Genomic DNA, 13,603 nt, shown 5'->3' with positions numbered 1-13,603 from the left:
GCGCTGCGTATCTTAGGATCCGAGCCGCTCAGACGCTATGCCGTTTGCTGTCCTTTTGGCGGCTCCCACAGTTCGATCCGATTTCCTTCGGGATCAATGATCCAGGCGAAGCGGCCATAGTCGAAATCTTCGCGCTTCGGATCGATCTCGACACCTTCCGCTTTTAGCGCTTCAAGGAGAGCGTCGAGGTCATCCACCCGGTAATTGACCATGAACGCAGCCTTTGTTGGTTCGAAATAGTCTGTATCCTCGGGAAACGGCGCCCAAACGGTGACGCCTTCCTCCGCCGGATGCTCCGCGCCGCGCCATTGGAACATCACTTCCCCATGCTCGCCGATCGGAACGCCGAGATGGCTTGCGTACCAATCGGTCAGCGCTTTTGGATCCTTCGACTTAAAGAAAATCCCGCCGATGCCAGTGACACGTTTCATCGTTACGTCTCCTCATCTGGATTTATGCACGGATGGAGTAAAGCGCACGCGCTGCGTTGGACCATGAAGCCATCGCGCACCCCGTCCCGAGAGACGCCCGTTTGGCCCAACATACACCACGGAGCCTCGGCTTTCCTGCTCTTGCCGGCAAGGAAGTTGTTTGCTTCGGTGGAGGAGACATCACGACTGGAGATCGTCAGCCTTTTCGCGCTTGGTCACGCCATCGGTGTCGTCAAATCCGGACGTTCTTATTTGAGGGCGCTTTCATCCAGCAGGCGATCCAGTTGTTTGATGACAGAAGTTCGGTTCTTCGCCAGCAGGAAGACCTTGGGAATATGTCGCAAAAATAAAAAGTAGGCGTGATACTGTTTGCGCTCGTGGGATTCAATGTATCTCTTAAGCGCCGTCGTATGATTGCGGGGCCATGCCCAGAGAGTGTGACCTCGGACTTCACAGGTGAAGTAAGCGTCACGCGGCCATTCCAGTCGGTGCTTCGTACGCCGGCCGCAGTGCGGACATTTGCAGGCTCCCCAGTCCTGGCGTTGGTGACAGTTTCTTGCAGGCCGCGTCCATGGATAAAGGTCTGGAAATTGGACGATGACAAGCCAGCCTCCCCATATTTCCGTTTGATGTCCCGGCAGCGCGACCCGATGGATTTGTTATTCAAGACACGTTGACTGTGTCATCAGCAAAACGAAAGGAAAGGCGAATGTTGCTTCCCGGCCACAGCTCGGGCAGGAAATCGAAAATGTATCCGGATACGGATTGTATTTATTGATATCGGTCATGATCAATACACGAACGTCTGACGCCGAAGACGCAATCTCCTTGCTCCATACGATATCGCCTTTGGCTAGTCATCTGTCCTTTTGAGAAGTATTTTTGTTTCTTGCAGATCGATTGCCTCGCTGCTCTGCATTGGGTCCCAGCCGCGTGCGAGGGCGCCAAGGATAAAACGGCGTATCATTCTCGGCGTAACGGATCCATTGTGCTCTGGCGTTTGGAGAATCTCGTCATCAACCTTGATCGTCAATGTCTGGCTGGCGTTGTCTGGAATCCGGATCAGCACGTCGCCTGTGCGCTCCGTCGGAGCGTAAGGGTGCGGGCAAAAGATCCATGGGTCCATAAGCCTTGCGATCCATAAATACTTCTGATCGTTGACAGTGATGGCGCGCCAGCCTTTTGACATTCGAGGCGTTTTTTGTGCTGAGTTTTGCATCGCATCTCTCTTAGGTCGTGGAGGGATCCCATAGTCATATCGCCTGATCCACAAGAAATTGTAAAAGGCGTCAAAGCCGATGCTGTAAATGTGTCGTAATTAGCGCAAATATTACAAAATATCTGTGCGGCAAAATTGACAGCGAGCAAACTTTATGATATGCTGACAGCAGCGCATGCGCAAACGTTATCGTAAATTCTCATCGGAAAATAAGAGCATCCATGACTAACCAAGATAAGCTTCGATTGATGGCGCTGGCGGTTGGAGCTGGGTTAACGCTGGCGGGTATGCCGGCGTGTGCGCAGGATCCGGCGTCGGAGGCGCAGGGTGTTACGTATCAACTGATCAATGTGAACAGCGGGAAGGTCGCGGATGTGGCGGGCAGCTCGGTTACGGCCGGCGCGCAGGTCTTTCAGTATACATATCATGGGACGAAAAACCAGCAGTGGAAGGTGCTGCCGGTGGACGGAGGGTACTGGGAAATCGCCAACGTGAATAGCGCGCAGGCGCTCACCGTTGTTGATACTCCGACCGCCAATGGCGCGAAGTGCGCTCAGGAGCCGTATACCGCGTTGCCGTCCCAGCAGTGGGCGCTGCAAAACGTGGGGGATGGAACCTTCTGGATCATCAATCGGGGCAGCGGACAGTACCTCGAAGTGGCGGGCAGCGCGACTGCCGAGGCGGGGACCATCGATCAGTGGCCGCGCAGCGGTTATCCCAATCAGCAGTGGTCCATGATGCCCGTCGATGTCGTGATCGCCGGGACGCAGGCCGATCCGGCGGCCCATGCGCCTGTGCATCCGAAGCCTAAAGCGAAGAAAACTAAGCGTGGGACGCATAGTGCGCCGGCGTAATTCACCCCGACGGCTGCTTCGCCGTGTTATTTGAGCAAGACTCCGAAGCAGACATCATAGAAATCGTCCAGTGGCTGGCGCGCTTTGACGACCTTCATCCGAAGCAAGGCGCCTTCCCAGGAGTTGATGAGGAATCGGGCGAGCAGTTCGGGATCGTGACGGGAGTCGATCTGGCCAGCCGCCTGGGCTTCGCGCAGAAGCGAGGCGACGCCTTGGGTCCAGTCGCCGAACGCCTTGTCCAGCGCTTCGCGCAGCGCGGGACTGACATCGGCCATCTCCGCGCTGAAGTTGCCCAAAAGACAGCCGCGTGAGAATCCGCATTCCGCGTAGCGCCGGGAGATGAACCCGAAGTGCGCGCGCAGTCGCTCCAGCGGCGGCTGGCTGGTGTCCAGCAGCATCTCGGGACTGTTGCCCTCGATATAGAGCTGGAGCACGTCGAGCGCCAGCAATTCCTTGCTTTTGAAGTGGTTGTAAAACGTCCCCTTCGGCACACCCGCCGCGTCCGCGATCTCCTGCACGCCGCGTCCGTTATACCCCTCTGTATGGAACTGATCCAGCGCGGCCACCACGATCCGGTCGCGCACGCTGGGTTTATCGCTGTTCTTTTGACGCATAACTGCCGCCGTCCTCGATCTCACAAAATTTGTCCGAGGGTTTCAGTATACTGCAAACGCGACCGCGTTTGGTGAGGACGCCCTCGACCCCATAGGGGCCGAGGGCGTTTCCTTACGCCGCCGCCAGCGTCTTGCCCTGAGAGGCCGTCGCCTGGAAGATCGCGACGATTTCGGAAGCGGGAAGGGATCCTAGGGCGTCCAATTCACGGCCGTCACCATAGGTAGTGACGGCGTAATTGGCGATGGAGGCGTAGTCGCTTTCGTGAAAGCCGAGTTCTTCCAGCGACTGGAGCAGGCCGTTCGCCGCCAGCCAGTCCTCAAACCGGGCGATGAATCCCCCGGCTCGCTCCTGCTCGGTTCCGGTCAGGCCGAAGATACGCTCGCCGAGCTGGGCGATGCGGTCCTGGGCGCGGCCGTTCACGAGGAGCCAGCGCAGGTAGGCGGGATAGAGTGTGGCGAGGCCGCGTCCGTGGGCAAGGCTGGGCTGGTGGGCGCTGAGGGCGTGCTCGATGGCGTGCAGTACGAACTGCGATTCACTGCGGCCGGCTTTCTGGTAGTCGTTGAGCGCCAGCGTCGAGGCCCAGAACAGATCGCCGCGCGCGGCGGTGTCGGCGGGGTTTTCCAGAACGCGCGGAAGCGTTTCGATGACGGTATGGATCACGCCTTCGGAGTAGCGATCGGCCAGCGGCGACTCATTGCCGCCGAGGAGATAACTTTCGAAGATATGGCTGAGGATGTCCGCCGCGCCGTCCTGCGTCGTCACCGGCGAGAGGCCGGTCGTATACTCCGGATTCAGCCAAGCCGCCTGCGGCTTCAGGAACTCGGCGATCAGGATGGATTTGCCGCGCGCCGCGCGATTGGAAATGACGGCGAAGGGCGTGACCTCCGACGCTGTCGCCGTGGTGGTGGGAACGGCCGCGATCGGAATGGCGCCGCCCAGCTGAAACGCACGCGACTCCCCGATGACAAACGGCCAGATATCCTCCTCACCGGTGTACGCGAGCGCCGCGATGCCCTTCGCGGCGTCCATCACCGACCCGCCGCCCACCGCCACCACAAAGTCCGCGCCCGCCGCCTTCAGCTGCGCCGCCGCGCGATTGATTGTCGCCGCCTCTGGATTTGGCTCGACGCCGCTGAAGTAAGAAATCGTAACGCCCGCCGCCGTGAGAGCGTCGGTCACATGCTTCAAATATCCCAACCGCTCCACGCTGCCGCCGCCCGTGACGACAAATGCATGCTTGCCCAGCCGCGCGGCGGATTCGGCGAAGGAAGCTCGCTGGTCGGGGCCGAAGAAGATCCGAGTAGGTGTGTAGATCGCAAACGAGTTCATGGTGATATCCTTATATTTAAATACGACCGGTCGGTCTAAAATTATGAACTCGGATTGTCTTAGAATGGTTCCGGATTGGACGAACGATTTTTGCGGCTTCGTGAGGAAAGCGCTGGGGCGTGATCATTTGACACCTGGAGTAAACTCTGTTACAATGTCCGTAAACGCTTACGGAGTCGAATCAATGCACCCAACCTCGCGATCTTTTCTGACGGTCTTCTGTCTTCTCGGCGCCTCGCTTCCGGCGCTCGCCGATCCCAGCGCGCGTGTCGAGGATGGCGGCGCGGTGGTGGCGACGGACGGGTATACGGCGACGGTCAGTTTGTCGAATGCGCGGATCGAGCTTAAGACGCCCGGCAAAACATATCATCTGAAGACGAGCATCATTCAGGACGGCGCGTGGGTGGAGCCGACCGCGCCTGCGGGCGCGCCTGCCGTGCATCAGGATGACAAGGGAACGAATGTAGAGATCGTTTATCCAGTCACCGGCAATCGGCAGTTTATTCTGGATGTGAGCGCTTACAAAGATCTGCCGGGGATTTATTTGGTGAGCAAACTCAAAAGCCTGGGCGCGCTGCATTCGGATTATTTCTTCTGGTCGTGGGAGGGGAACGGCAAGACGCCCGAGGTTCCGGGCGCCGTTGGTCCCGTGGCGCGGGAAACGGATCCTGCGACGTACGACCGAATCGGCGCTTATGATTGGGTTTATCTGCCCGAGGACACGGGCGGACTGGCGCTGTTTTCCAAACAGACGGTTGGGTTTGGGCCGAGCACGGACCATATGGCGTTCCTCAACGCCATTCCCAATAACCAGTTGATCGGCGGCGGATCGTCGCTGAACATGGGCATGGGGCTGGTGAGCGTTCAGACGCCCCAGGAGGCGGCGGATTTGCTGCGCAAACTGCGCGCTCGCAAGATCCCGGCGCTGAATGTCGGCGTGGATATGCCGTCGCTGAGCGCGGTGAACTATGGGCGGCCCGCGCCGAAGTGGGCGCGCGGCATTGATAAGTACAACTGCTGGCCGTTCGCCTCCTGCGCCCCGAAGCAGTGGGGCGACGCCGAGATCAAGGAATGGTTCGCGGACTTCCCGCTCGTCTCGCATATCCCGAACGATCCGGCGATCATCGCGCGTCTGCACAAGGCGAGGCGCCATGCGATCATGTACATCAACTTTATGGAGATGCTGGACTCCGTGGCGCAAAAGGCGGTCGGACCGAAGGGCGAAGCGTACTTCAAGGGCAACTGGGAGCAGATCGTCGACCACGAGAACATGGACTTATCGAAACACCCAAATTGGATCGCTTACGACAAAGAGGGGAAGGCCCGTCAATCCGTGTGGGGCGCGCAGGCGAATGTCCCCGGTCTTTACAATACCTGCCTGCATCAGGCCGATCTTCAGGACGCCGCGATCGCGCAGCTCAAAAAGGTCATGGCGCTGGGCGTGGACGGAATTTTCATCGACAACGCCGGCCCGATCCAGGAATGCTATGGCGATCAGTTCGGCAAGCACACGCATTCCGACGGCAAGACGAACACTGAGATGTACAATCTGCTGATGCAGCGTGTGTACAAAGTCGTCAAAAGCTATGGCGACGACAAGATTGTCATCCTCAACAGCGGCATTACGCCGGATCAGTGGGCGTACTCGGATGTCCAGATGTGGGAATCGTGTCTGTACGGCTCCGGAGTCGTCGCGCCGACCACCGAATGGCCCGACGCCAAGTACATGGGCGAACTCCAGGCCGACGCCGAGCGTCACGGCAAGGTCCCGGTTATCCTCAGCTACTTCCTCGACCAGCCCGCCGCCGTCCGCAGCGACCGCGTCCTCTATACCTATGCTTACGCGCGCCTTTACGGCATGGGGTGGGGCGATTGGTATAGCGCGATGGGGAACGAGTGCGAAAAGCGCGCCTCGCGCGATCTTTACGCCGTCGATCTAGGCAAGCCCCAGGGCAAAGTCCTCGCTAACGGCCGCGCCTACTCCCGGATGTTCGAAAAAGGGATCGCCCTGGTCAATCCCGAACGTCAGCCCCAAACCATCACGATCGACACGCCCCGCGATGGCGATCTGCGCGACGTCTGCTTCGACGGAACCCTGACCGCCGACGGCAAAAAACTGACCGTCACCCTGCGCCCCCAATCCGGCCGCGTGCTGCTTTGGAAATGATCGAGATATGCTAAGATAGAACCATCTCCCCGAAGGGTTGGTCCCGCGCATCTCGCATGATGAGCTTGCTCCGCCGCCGTTCCGTTCCGATCCTGCTAGCGCTCGCACTGAGCCTCGCCGCCGCGTTTGTGACGCGATGGCGCTACGTGCATATGGGATTTTATGGACCGTCGCCGGACGATTACGACTGGATCAAGTGATGCTCGTGTGACGAACATTCGACTGTGTCGCGGAGACTATATCGTCAACTATGTTTTCGAGATCGCCGGCGTCCAATATCATGGCGTTGGGAGCCTGAAGCCATCGCGCGCCGACACGCCTGCCTACGGAGATGTGATCGCCGTGATGCACGCTCCTCGGAACCCGAAAAACAACGAACCGGCTGCTGGAATCCGTTTTGCTGAACTGCGCAAATTACCCCGGTAAGCGCCGCTTTGGCCGCTCAGACATAAAACGTTCAGACATAAAAACGCCGTCCGATCCTCTGAGGATCGGACGGCGTTTTTCGTAAGCTAAATAGTGATTATGCGACGCGGGCGCGGCGTCGGCCGCGCAGCATCACGCCGCCGAGGGTGAGCGCGCCGAGGGCGAGCGCGGCGTAGGCGCTGGGTTCGGGAACGGTGGCGCTGACGACGGGGCTGATGGTGGCGATGATTGGGGGCGAATAGACGCCGTTGCTGGAGTAACCCGTGGCGCCCGGGCTGATGCTTGTGAAGTCGGCGCCAACCAGCTCGGTTCCGGTTGGGCCGGTGGTGGCGATTGGGTTGAAGCTTCCGTCCAGCAATTGGAAGGTGAAGCCGTCGGGCGTGACGGGGTCGACGCTTGTGTCGGTAAGTGTCAGATCGAAGCCGAGCGTTGCGCTGGGATTGGTGATTGTGAAGCCCTGCGCGAAGTCGGCCAGGCCGCCGGAGCCGGCGTTGCTGTCGGTGAGACCCAGCGTATGACCGGCGCCCAGACTGCCGGTGACATCGCCGGTGGTCGGCGGCAGCACCGCGCCGAGCGATCCGCCATTGACGGAGAAGTTCGAGACGCCCGCAAAGCTATTGCCGTCGCCCAGCCCAGATCCATCCGTGAGCGTGAACTCGACATAGTATGTGCCCGCGCCGTTCAGCGCGCCGGTCGTGACCGTGACATGCTGCGTCCCCGCCTGAGCGGGCGCTGCGGCGGCCAGGGCGCAGGCGGTGAGGGTCAATGCAGCGGCGTATGAGATCAGATGATTCTTCATTCGAGGTTTCCTTGATAAGTGAATTACTGTAATCCGAACTGGCCCTCACCCGGCCCTTCGCCAACTCTCTTCATTCGGGGAGAGGGTTAGGAGTAAGATTTGGATCTTTGATCCAAATAAAAAACTCCCTCTGACTCCCCCTCTCCCAAAATTGGGAGAGGGGGCCGGGGGGTGAGGGCCTCTTTTTCTATCGCGCTCCGCCGCCCGCCAATATGCGGGGTGTGTATCCGCTGGGCTGGTGGTTGAATTCCAGGACAACGCTTGTGCTCGCTCCCGCGCTGAGGCCGGATGTGTTGACGTACGGGCTGCCTGCCGGGGCAGTCTGAACCGTGGTTCCGGTCGCGTTGGTGAGCGCAGCGCCGGTCAGGCCGTCCAGGACCAACGAGATTGGGCCGGCGACGGCGCCGCCGGTGTTGGTCAGTGTGACGGACTGGCGGTAGTGGCCGGTGGTGCGGTTGTAAACGTAGCCGCCGCGAGTCACGGTGATCTGGCCGGTGACGTTGGTCGCCGAACCCTGCGTGATGTTGATCGAGACCGTCGCCGTGTTGCTGGTCTGCGCGCCATTGCTCGTCGTGAAGGTGAAGCTGTCGGAGCCGAAGTAGCCGGCGCTGGGCGTGTAGGTCAGGTTCGGCGCGGTTCCCGAAAGCGTCCCATGCGTCGGGTTCGTCGTCACCGTGTAGGTGAGCGGCTGGGGCGGGGTATTGGGATCGGAGCCGGAGAGCGTGATCCCGACCGCCGTGTCCTGCGCCGTGGTGACCGATTGGTTGTTGGCCGTCGGCGCCAGGATGACCTGGGAGACATGGATCTGGAACGTGATCGTTTTCGTGTTCACGCCGCCGTTGGCTACTCCGCCGTTGTCCGTGACCTTGACCGCGATGGTCGCCGTCCCGAAGGCGTTTGCCGCCGGGGTATAGGTGAGCGATCCAGTGGTGTTTGGATTGGTGTATGTGACGGTTGGGTCCGGGATCAGGCTCGGGTTATTGCTTGTCGCGGCGATGATGACCGTCTGGTCGCTGTCTCCGGTTCCGGCGCTGATTGCCGAAAGGCTGACCGTATGCGCGCCGCTGTTCTCCGAGACGTTCTGGTCGGAGACCGCGCCGATCGTCGGGATGTTGTTGACGCGGTTTACCGCGATCGACACCGTCGCCGCCCCGCTGGTCTGCGTCCCGTTGTTCACGGTGAACTGGAAGCTGTCCGATCCAAAGTATCCCGTGTTCGGTGTGTAGGTCAGGTTCGGCGCGGTTCCCGAAAGTGTCCCGTGCGCCGGGTTGGTCGTCACCGCGTAGGTCAGGGGCTTTGGCGGAGCGTTCGGGTCCGAACCCGTCAGCGTGACGCCGACCGCCGTGTTTTCGTTTGTTGTGACGCTCTGGTTATTGGCCGTCGGCGTCAGCACGACTGGGTTCACGGCGATATTGAAAGTGATCGTTTTGGTGTCCACGCCGCCGTTGGCTACTCCGCCGTTGTCCGTGACCTTGACCGCGATGGTCGCCGTCCCGAAGGCGTTCGCCGCCGGGGTATAGGTGAGCGTCCCCGTCGAATTCGCGCTGGTGTAGGTGATTGTCGGGGTGGGGATCAGCGCCGGGTTGTTACTGGACGCGGCGATGATGATCGCCTGTCCGGTGTCGCCGGCGCCCTGCGTGATTCCCGAGAGCGCCACGTTCTGCGGTCCGACGTTTTCATTGACCGTCTGGTCGAGGATCGCATTGATCGTCGGCTGTTGGTTGACATGGGTGACGTTGATGGATACCATCGCCGCCGGGCTCGTGTATCGGCCGTTGTTGGTCGTAAAGGTGAAGGAGTCGGAGCCGCTGTAATTCGCGCTGGGAGTGTAAGTCAAATTCGGCGCGGTCCCGGAGAGAACGCCTTGAGTCGGCCCGGTGACGATCGAATATGTCAGGGGGCGAACCGGGGTATTCGGGTCGGAGCCGGTCAGGGTGATGGCGGTCGGTGTATTTTCGATGACGGTAACAGCCTGGGCGTTTGCGACCGGCGCCAGAAATTCGTACGCGCCCAGATCCGTGGAGGCGTCGCGCACGCGGCCGTCGCGGTCGATGGTGGGAACGATCCCGCCCAGCGCATTCGTTTGATTGCCGGCTAGCCCGGTGTTGATTTCCGGGGAGTTGATCGCCAGATGCAGGTTGTCCAGCGTCGGATCGGTATGGCTGGCGTCGGAGTAGATCGGATCCTGGTTGGTGTCGCCCGTTCCAGAGACTCCGGATTGGTGGATATCGCTGTAGGTGGCCGTGAAACCGGGACTCAGGGTCGAAACCTCCGTCGGGGCCGTATCGCCGTAAAGGATGCAGTTCGTCAGTGTTGCAATGCCGCCAAAGATATCCACAACGCCGGGCTGGCTGCCAGGGCTGGGAGACGGCAGGAAGTTAGAGGCTTGCGAGACATAACCGTCTGCGTTGTTATGCGCGAAGCTACAGTTGACGACGCTGACTTTGGGGCTTGTGGAGGTGTACCCCTCGACGTCGATAGCGCCGCCGTCATAGGTCGCCAGATTGCCGTCGAACACGCAGTTCGTGATGGAGACGTTCTGCTGATGTCCAGTTCCCGTATTGACCGTGCATCCAATCGCGCCGCCGAAGCCTGAATTCGTGGTCAGGTCGCCGGCGGTGTTGCCGAGGAAGGAGCACTGGGAGATCGTCGCGCCGCCGTCGATGTTGTTAGTGACGACATCAATCGCGCCGCCCTCCGCGCCGGCGAGGTTATTGATGAAAATGCACTGGGCGACGGTGGCGGCGCAGTCGACGATCGCGACGGCCCCGCCGTTGTTGCTGATGCTGTTCTTGATCGTGAAGCCTTTCAGAACGCTGTTGTTATTCGTTGGTCCGCTGAACAGCACCGCATTACGCGGCGTGGAGAGCGATCCGCCGCTGTTGTCCAGGATCGTTACGGCCGGGCCATTCAGCGACTGAATCGTGAGGTGTTTACCGGTTAATGTGAGATTGTGATCGCCATTAGCGCTATACAAGCCATCCGTGACGCTGATCGTGTCGCCATCGCTGGCGGCGTTGATCGCGGCCTGGATCGTGCCGTATTGGCCGCCTGTCGGCGTCAGAGAAACTGTCAGTGTGGCGGCGGATGTGGCGGCGACGCTGGCGCTCACGAGAGCAAAGGAGGCGACGATCGTGAGTGTTCGCCTCACGAGAGCGGTTCTCGGCGGAGAGAACGTTTCATTGGTGGCCATTGGTTGGGTTCCATTCCATCAAAATGTAGATGCCGTCGTTTTGGACCTGGGTGAACCCCAGGCGCGCATACAGCCGCTGGGCTCGGTTGAATGTCTCCACGTGCAGGCGAACCGGCAGACCCAGCGCCGTCGCCTCATCCATGAACATCCGGATGAGTTGTGTTCCCACGCCCTTGCCGCAATGCTGCGGCAGCAGGGCAATGTCGAGAATTTTTAGTTCGTCTTTGCGACGATCGGTATATAAACGTCCGATTGCTTCGCCATCGCGGATCAGTACGTCGTACCGCGCGTCGGGAAACTGCGCATGATAGTAAGTATGCTGGGCCTGGAACTGCATGCGCAGAAACGACGCTTTTTGTTCGTTATCCCAGGGCGCCGCCAAAAGCTCTTGTTCGCGCGTGCTGGCGTAGACGGTGTAGAGGAACTCATCATCCTCCGGGGTCGCCGGCCGCATTTCGACTTGCGGTGAAGTGATCATATTTTATTATCCTGCGGCCGCAATCGGCTCTGCCCTAACCCAACCTGGCGCATCGGGGGCAAACCCACCCCCGGCCTTCGGCCGACCCCTCCCTGGCAAACCCACCCCGGCCCTTCGGGCCACCCCTCCCGCGACGGGAAGGGTTATTTCAGATTGTGTTATCGCACGCGGCCACCATAAGAGGTAATCTTACAAACCCTGCCCGTCGGCGGGAGGGGAGCCCGCAGGGCCGGGGCGGGTTTGCCAGGGAGTACGCGGTGCGCCGGGGTGGATTGCCCCGAAGCGCCGGGGGGACCTGGGAAACCCGCGACGCCGAGTTTCCCGAGCTCCTCCTAAACTCCCGCTACCGTCACCAGCACGTACTCAAAATCGACCGGAACCGGGCCGGTCGCGCCGCCGCGCACCAGGGCGGGGGCGCCGTTGTATTGTGTCAGGCGGCAGCCGGACAGGTTCGGCGTTCCCGCGACGATCGCGTATGTGCCGGGGACCAGTTTTGCGATGCCGGGCGTGCTTCCGGCCGACAGGAAATAGTAATCCTCGGCGGTTTGCGGTGAGCCGATCTCAACGGAAAGCAGGACGCCGGCGCCGGGGCCGACAGGGACTTTGATCGTCGAGCTCTGCGGCTTGCCGGAAGATGCCGCCCAGGCGTACATCGGAACATCGGTGATCTTGCCGTTGATCGACACGGCGTAGTGCGCTTTGACGGAGCGCAGCGCCGCCGTCGCGTTCGCCGGAACGAAGTGACCCTGGATCGTGATCCGCGCGTACGCGGTCCCGACGCCGCCCACGCCGAGCGCCGTAGGATTGATCAGGCCGCTGGCCGACGCCAGAGCGCACGTGCTGTGCGTGGCTGCGGTTGCCGTTGCAGCGGCTTCGGCCGCGGGCTGCGCTTCCATGCCGATTGTCGCGGCGGCGGCAAGGGCCGCGGCGCCGCGCAAAAAGCCGCGCCGGTCGATTGGCTCTATATTAATAACGTTCATAATGTATCCTTTGTGACGGTGATGCGAACTATCCGCGCGGCGGAAAGATTCCCACCATCGAGATGACGAAATTCAGCGTCAGGTAAGGCTGCTGGTTATTGTGCGGCAGCCCGCTGCCCGCCGCCAGCAATCCGTTCTGCTGCATGGCGGTTGTCGCGGCGCCGGTGGCGTACATCTGGTTTGGGCGCCGAGGGCCGGCGGCGGGAACGGCCGCAAGGTTTCCCGCCGGGCTAACGCTGCTCGCAATACTGGAGTCGGCGACAAGACCGTGGACATGCGGCGCCATCTCCGTGGAGAGGAGCGTTACGGACGCCGAGCCGCCGGTTTCGCCGAGGATACGCGGCGTCAGGCCGGATCCCTGCCCCTGGCTTATCGCCACGGAATCCTGAAGGTTGGGCAGCGCGAAGTTACTCGTTCCATTGCCGCCATAAAAAGTACCGAGCAGCGAGAAGAGCGCGGTATTCTGCGAGATGGGGAGAATTTGTCCGTTGCAGAACGCCCACCCATGCGGCGGAAAGTTAAAGGGAACGATTCTGATCTCTCCGAGAAATTGATCCGACATAATGGTAGTCTCCGGCGGCCGGTGATGATCCGGCGCTTCCGATATTAATTCTGCGAAGGGAAAACCCCGAACAGAGCAATGATATAGTTAATGCACGTGAACGGCATCATGTTTTCGTGAGGCTGCCCGCCTCCCGCCGCCGTCGAACTCGTCGTGGTCGAGACGGGTGACGTGGGCGAAATATAGACGTCAATGCCGGAGGCGGCGAGATTGGCGTTCGCCGGACTCGTGCTTGTCGCCGCCCCAGTCGACGCGGCTAACGCGTGCTTATGCGAAGGCAGCTGCTGAGAAGTCAGCGTTACGGTTTCCGAGCCGGCAATCTGGCCGATGACGAAGCCATTGCCCTGATGAATAGGGACGCGCCCTTGAAGGTTGGGCAGCGCAAACGTGTTTTGCCCGTCGCCCCCGTACGTTGTTCCGATGATCTGGAAAAGGGTGGTGTTTTCCGCGATGGATTGCAGCGACCCATCACAAAACGCCCACCCTACAGGTGCGAAGCTGAAGCCGACCAGGCGGATTTCGCCGATATATGGCTCTGACATAATGAGGT

General features: G+C 60.5%; 14 protein-coding genes. 4 read left to right on the top strand and 10 right to left on the bottom strand.

The features are described from left to right. Nucleotides 1-35: 35 nt before the first annotated feature. Nucleotides 36-431: a VOC family protein gene (locus D5261_RS28535; protein ID WP_119323076.1), complete on the bottom strand. Its 396-nt coding sequence runs from the start codon at nt 429-431 to the stop codon at nt 36-38. A gap of 853 nt (nt 432-1,284) precedes the next feature. Continuing rightward, entirely contained in the window at nt 1,285-1,650 is a 366-nt protein-coding gene (locus D5261_RS28530) for a hypothetical protein (RefSeq protein ID WP_125206152.1), read from the bottom strand. 221 nt (nt 1,651-1,871) lie between these two features. Here D5261_RS28530 and D5261_RS28525 point away from each other — a divergent pair, with 221 nt between their 5' ends. Next, complete coding sequence (locus D5261_RS28525) at nt 1,872-2,504, top strand: RICIN domain-containing protein (RefSeq protein ID WP_119323078.1); 633 nt, start codon at nt 1,872-1,874, stop codon at nt 2,502-2,504. Between the two features lie 26 nt (nt 2,505-2,530). Here the strand turns inward: D5261_RS28525 and D5261_RS28520 are convergent, their stop codons facing one another. Next, entirely contained in the window at nt 2,531-3,118 is a 588-nt protein-coding gene (locus tag D5261_RS28520) for a TetR/AcrR family transcriptional regulator (RefSeq protein ID WP_119323079.1), read from the bottom strand. Between the two features lie 112 nt (nt 3,119-3,230). After that, nucleotides 3,231-4,448 (bottom strand): iron-containing alcohol dehydrogenase, encoded by a 1,218-nt coding sequence (locus tag D5261_RS28515; protein ID WP_119323080.1) that lies wholly within the window; start codon nt 4,446-4,448, stop codon nt 3,231-3,233. Nucleotides 4,449-4,632: 184 nt separating this feature from the next. Between D5261_RS28515 and D5261_RS28510 the strand changes: the two genes are divergently transcribed. The 3 genes from D5261_RS28510 to D5261_RS28500 are packed head-to-tail and all read left to right on the top strand — an operon-like array spanning nt 4,633 to nt 7,041. Further along, on the top strand, nt 4,633-6,615 hold the full coding sequence (locus tag D5261_RS28510) for a putative glycoside hydrolase (RefSeq protein ID WP_165864410.1): 1,983 nt from the start codon (nt 4,633-4,635) through the stop codon (nt 6,613-6,615). A 56-nt stretch (nt 6,616-6,671) separates the two neighbouring features. Beyond that, nucleotides 6,672-6,815: a hypothetical protein gene (locus tag D5261_RS28505; RefSeq protein WP_165864411.1), complete on the top strand. Its 144-nt coding sequence runs from the start codon at nt 6,672-6,674 to the stop codon at nt 6,813-6,815. Between the two features lie 7 nt (nt 6,816-6,822). After that, nucleotides 6,823-7,041 (top strand): hypothetical protein, encoded by a 219-nt coding sequence (locus tag D5261_RS28500; protein WP_119323082.1) that lies wholly within the window; start codon nt 6,823-6,825, stop codon nt 7,039-7,041. Between the two features lie 97 nt (nt 7,042-7,138). Here D5261_RS28500 and D5261_RS28495 read toward each other — a convergent pair whose 3' ends face one another. The 6 genes from D5261_RS28495 to D5261_RS28470 form a co-directional block, all read right to left on the bottom strand. Then, a complete protein-coding gene (locus D5261_RS28495; RefSeq protein ID WP_119323083.1) occupies nt 7,139-7,840 on the bottom strand; it encodes an NF038129 family PEP-CTERM protein in 702 nt (233 codons plus the stop codon). A gap of 187 nt (nt 7,841-8,027) precedes the next feature. Continuing rightward, nucleotides 8,028-11,033, bottom strand: a complete 3,006-nt coding sequence (locus tag D5261_RS28490; protein WP_119323084.1) for an Ig-like domain-containing protein — start codon at nt 11,031-11,033, stop codon at nt 8,028-8,030. Beyond that, nucleotides 11,020-11,511 carry a GNAT family N-acetyltransferase gene (locus D5261_RS28485; RefSeq protein ID WP_119323085.1) on the bottom strand — a complete coding sequence of 164 codons (492 nt, stop codon included), beginning with the start codon at nt 11,509-11,511 and terminating at the stop codon, nt 11,020-11,022. Before D5261_RS28485 ends, D5261_RS28490 begins: the two co-directional genes overlap by 14 nt. A gap of 332 nt (nt 11,512-11,843) precedes the next feature. After that, the gene (locus D5261_RS28480; RefSeq protein WP_119323086.1) at nt 11,844-12,491 is read right to left on the bottom strand and encodes a twin-arginine translocation signal domain-containing protein; all 648 of its coding nucleotides are present in this window, start codon (nt 12,489-12,491) and stop codon (nt 11,844-11,846) included. Between the two features lie 28 nt (nt 12,492-12,519). Then, nucleotides 12,520-13,053, bottom strand: a complete 534-nt coding sequence (locus tag D5261_RS28475) for a phage tail protein (RefSeq protein ID WP_119323087.1) — start codon at nt 13,051-13,053, stop codon at nt 12,520-12,522. Between the two features lie 44 nt (nt 13,054-13,097). Then, the gene (locus D5261_RS28470) at nt 13,098-13,595 is read right to left on the bottom strand and encodes a phage tail protein (RefSeq protein WP_119323088.1); all 498 of its coding nucleotides are present in this window, start codon (nt 13,593-13,595) and stop codon (nt 13,098-13,100) included. Nucleotides 13,596-13,603 lie beyond the last annotated feature (8 nt).

The organism is Capsulimonas corticalis (assembly GCF_003574315.2).
Classification (GTDB): domain Bacteria; phylum Armatimonadota; class Armatimonadia; order Armatimonadales; family Capsulimonadaceae; genus Capsulimonas; species Capsulimonas corticalis.
This window is presented reverse-complemented; position numbering and strand designations above follow the sequence as displayed.

Bases quoted from the DNA above. Each gene is read 5' to 3' on its own strand.
- D5261_RS28535 (WP_119323076.1), bottom strand. From the start codon at position 431: ATGAAACGTGTCACTGGCATCGGCGGGATTTTCTTTAAGTCGAAGGAT.
- D5261_RS28530 (WP_125206152.1), bottom strand. From the start codon at position 1,650: ATGCAAAACTCAGCACAAAAAACGCCTCGAATGTCAAAAGGCTGGCGC.
- D5261_RS28525 (WP_119323078.1), top strand. From the start codon at position 1,872: ATGACTAACCAAGATAAGCTTCGATTGATGGCGCTGGCGGTTGGAGCT.
- D5261_RS28520 (WP_119323079.1), bottom strand. From the start codon at position 3,118: ATGCGTCAAAAGAACAGCGATAAACCCAGCGTGCGCGACCGGATCGTG.
- D5261_RS28515 (WP_119323080.1), bottom strand. From the start codon at position 4,448: ATGAACTCGTTTGCGATCTACACACCTACTCGGATCTTCTTCGGCCCC.
- D5261_RS28510 (WP_165864410.1), top strand. From the start codon at position 4,633: ATGCACCCAACCTCGCGATCTTTTCTGACGGTCTTCTGTCTTCTCGGC.
- D5261_RS28505 (WP_165864411.1), top strand. From the start codon at position 6,672: ATGATGAGCTTGCTCCGCCGCCGTTCCGTTCCGATCCTGCTAGCGCTC.
- D5261_RS28495 (WP_119323083.1), bottom strand. From the start codon at position 7,840: ATGAAGAATCATCTGATCTCATACGCCGCTGCATTGACCCTCACCGCC.
- D5261_RS28490 (WP_119323084.1), bottom strand. From the start codon at position 11,033: ATGGCCACCAATGAAACGTTCTCTCCGCCGAGAACCGCTCTCGTGAGG.
- D5261_RS28485 (WP_119323085.1), bottom strand. From the start codon at position 11,511: ATGATCACTTCACCGCAAGTCGAAATGCGGCCGGCGACCCCGGAGGAT.
- D5261_RS28480 (WP_119323086.1), bottom strand. From the start codon at position 12,491: ATGAACGTTATTAATATAGAGCCAATCGACCGGCGCGGCTTTTTGCGC.
- D5261_RS28475 (WP_119323087.1), bottom strand. From the start codon at position 13,053: ATGTCGGATCAATTTCTCGGAGAGATCAGAATCGTTCCCTTTAACTTT.
- D5261_RS28470 (WP_119323088.1), bottom strand. From the start codon at position 13,595: ATGTCAGAGCCATATATCGGCGAAATCCGCCTGGTCGGCTTCAGCTTC.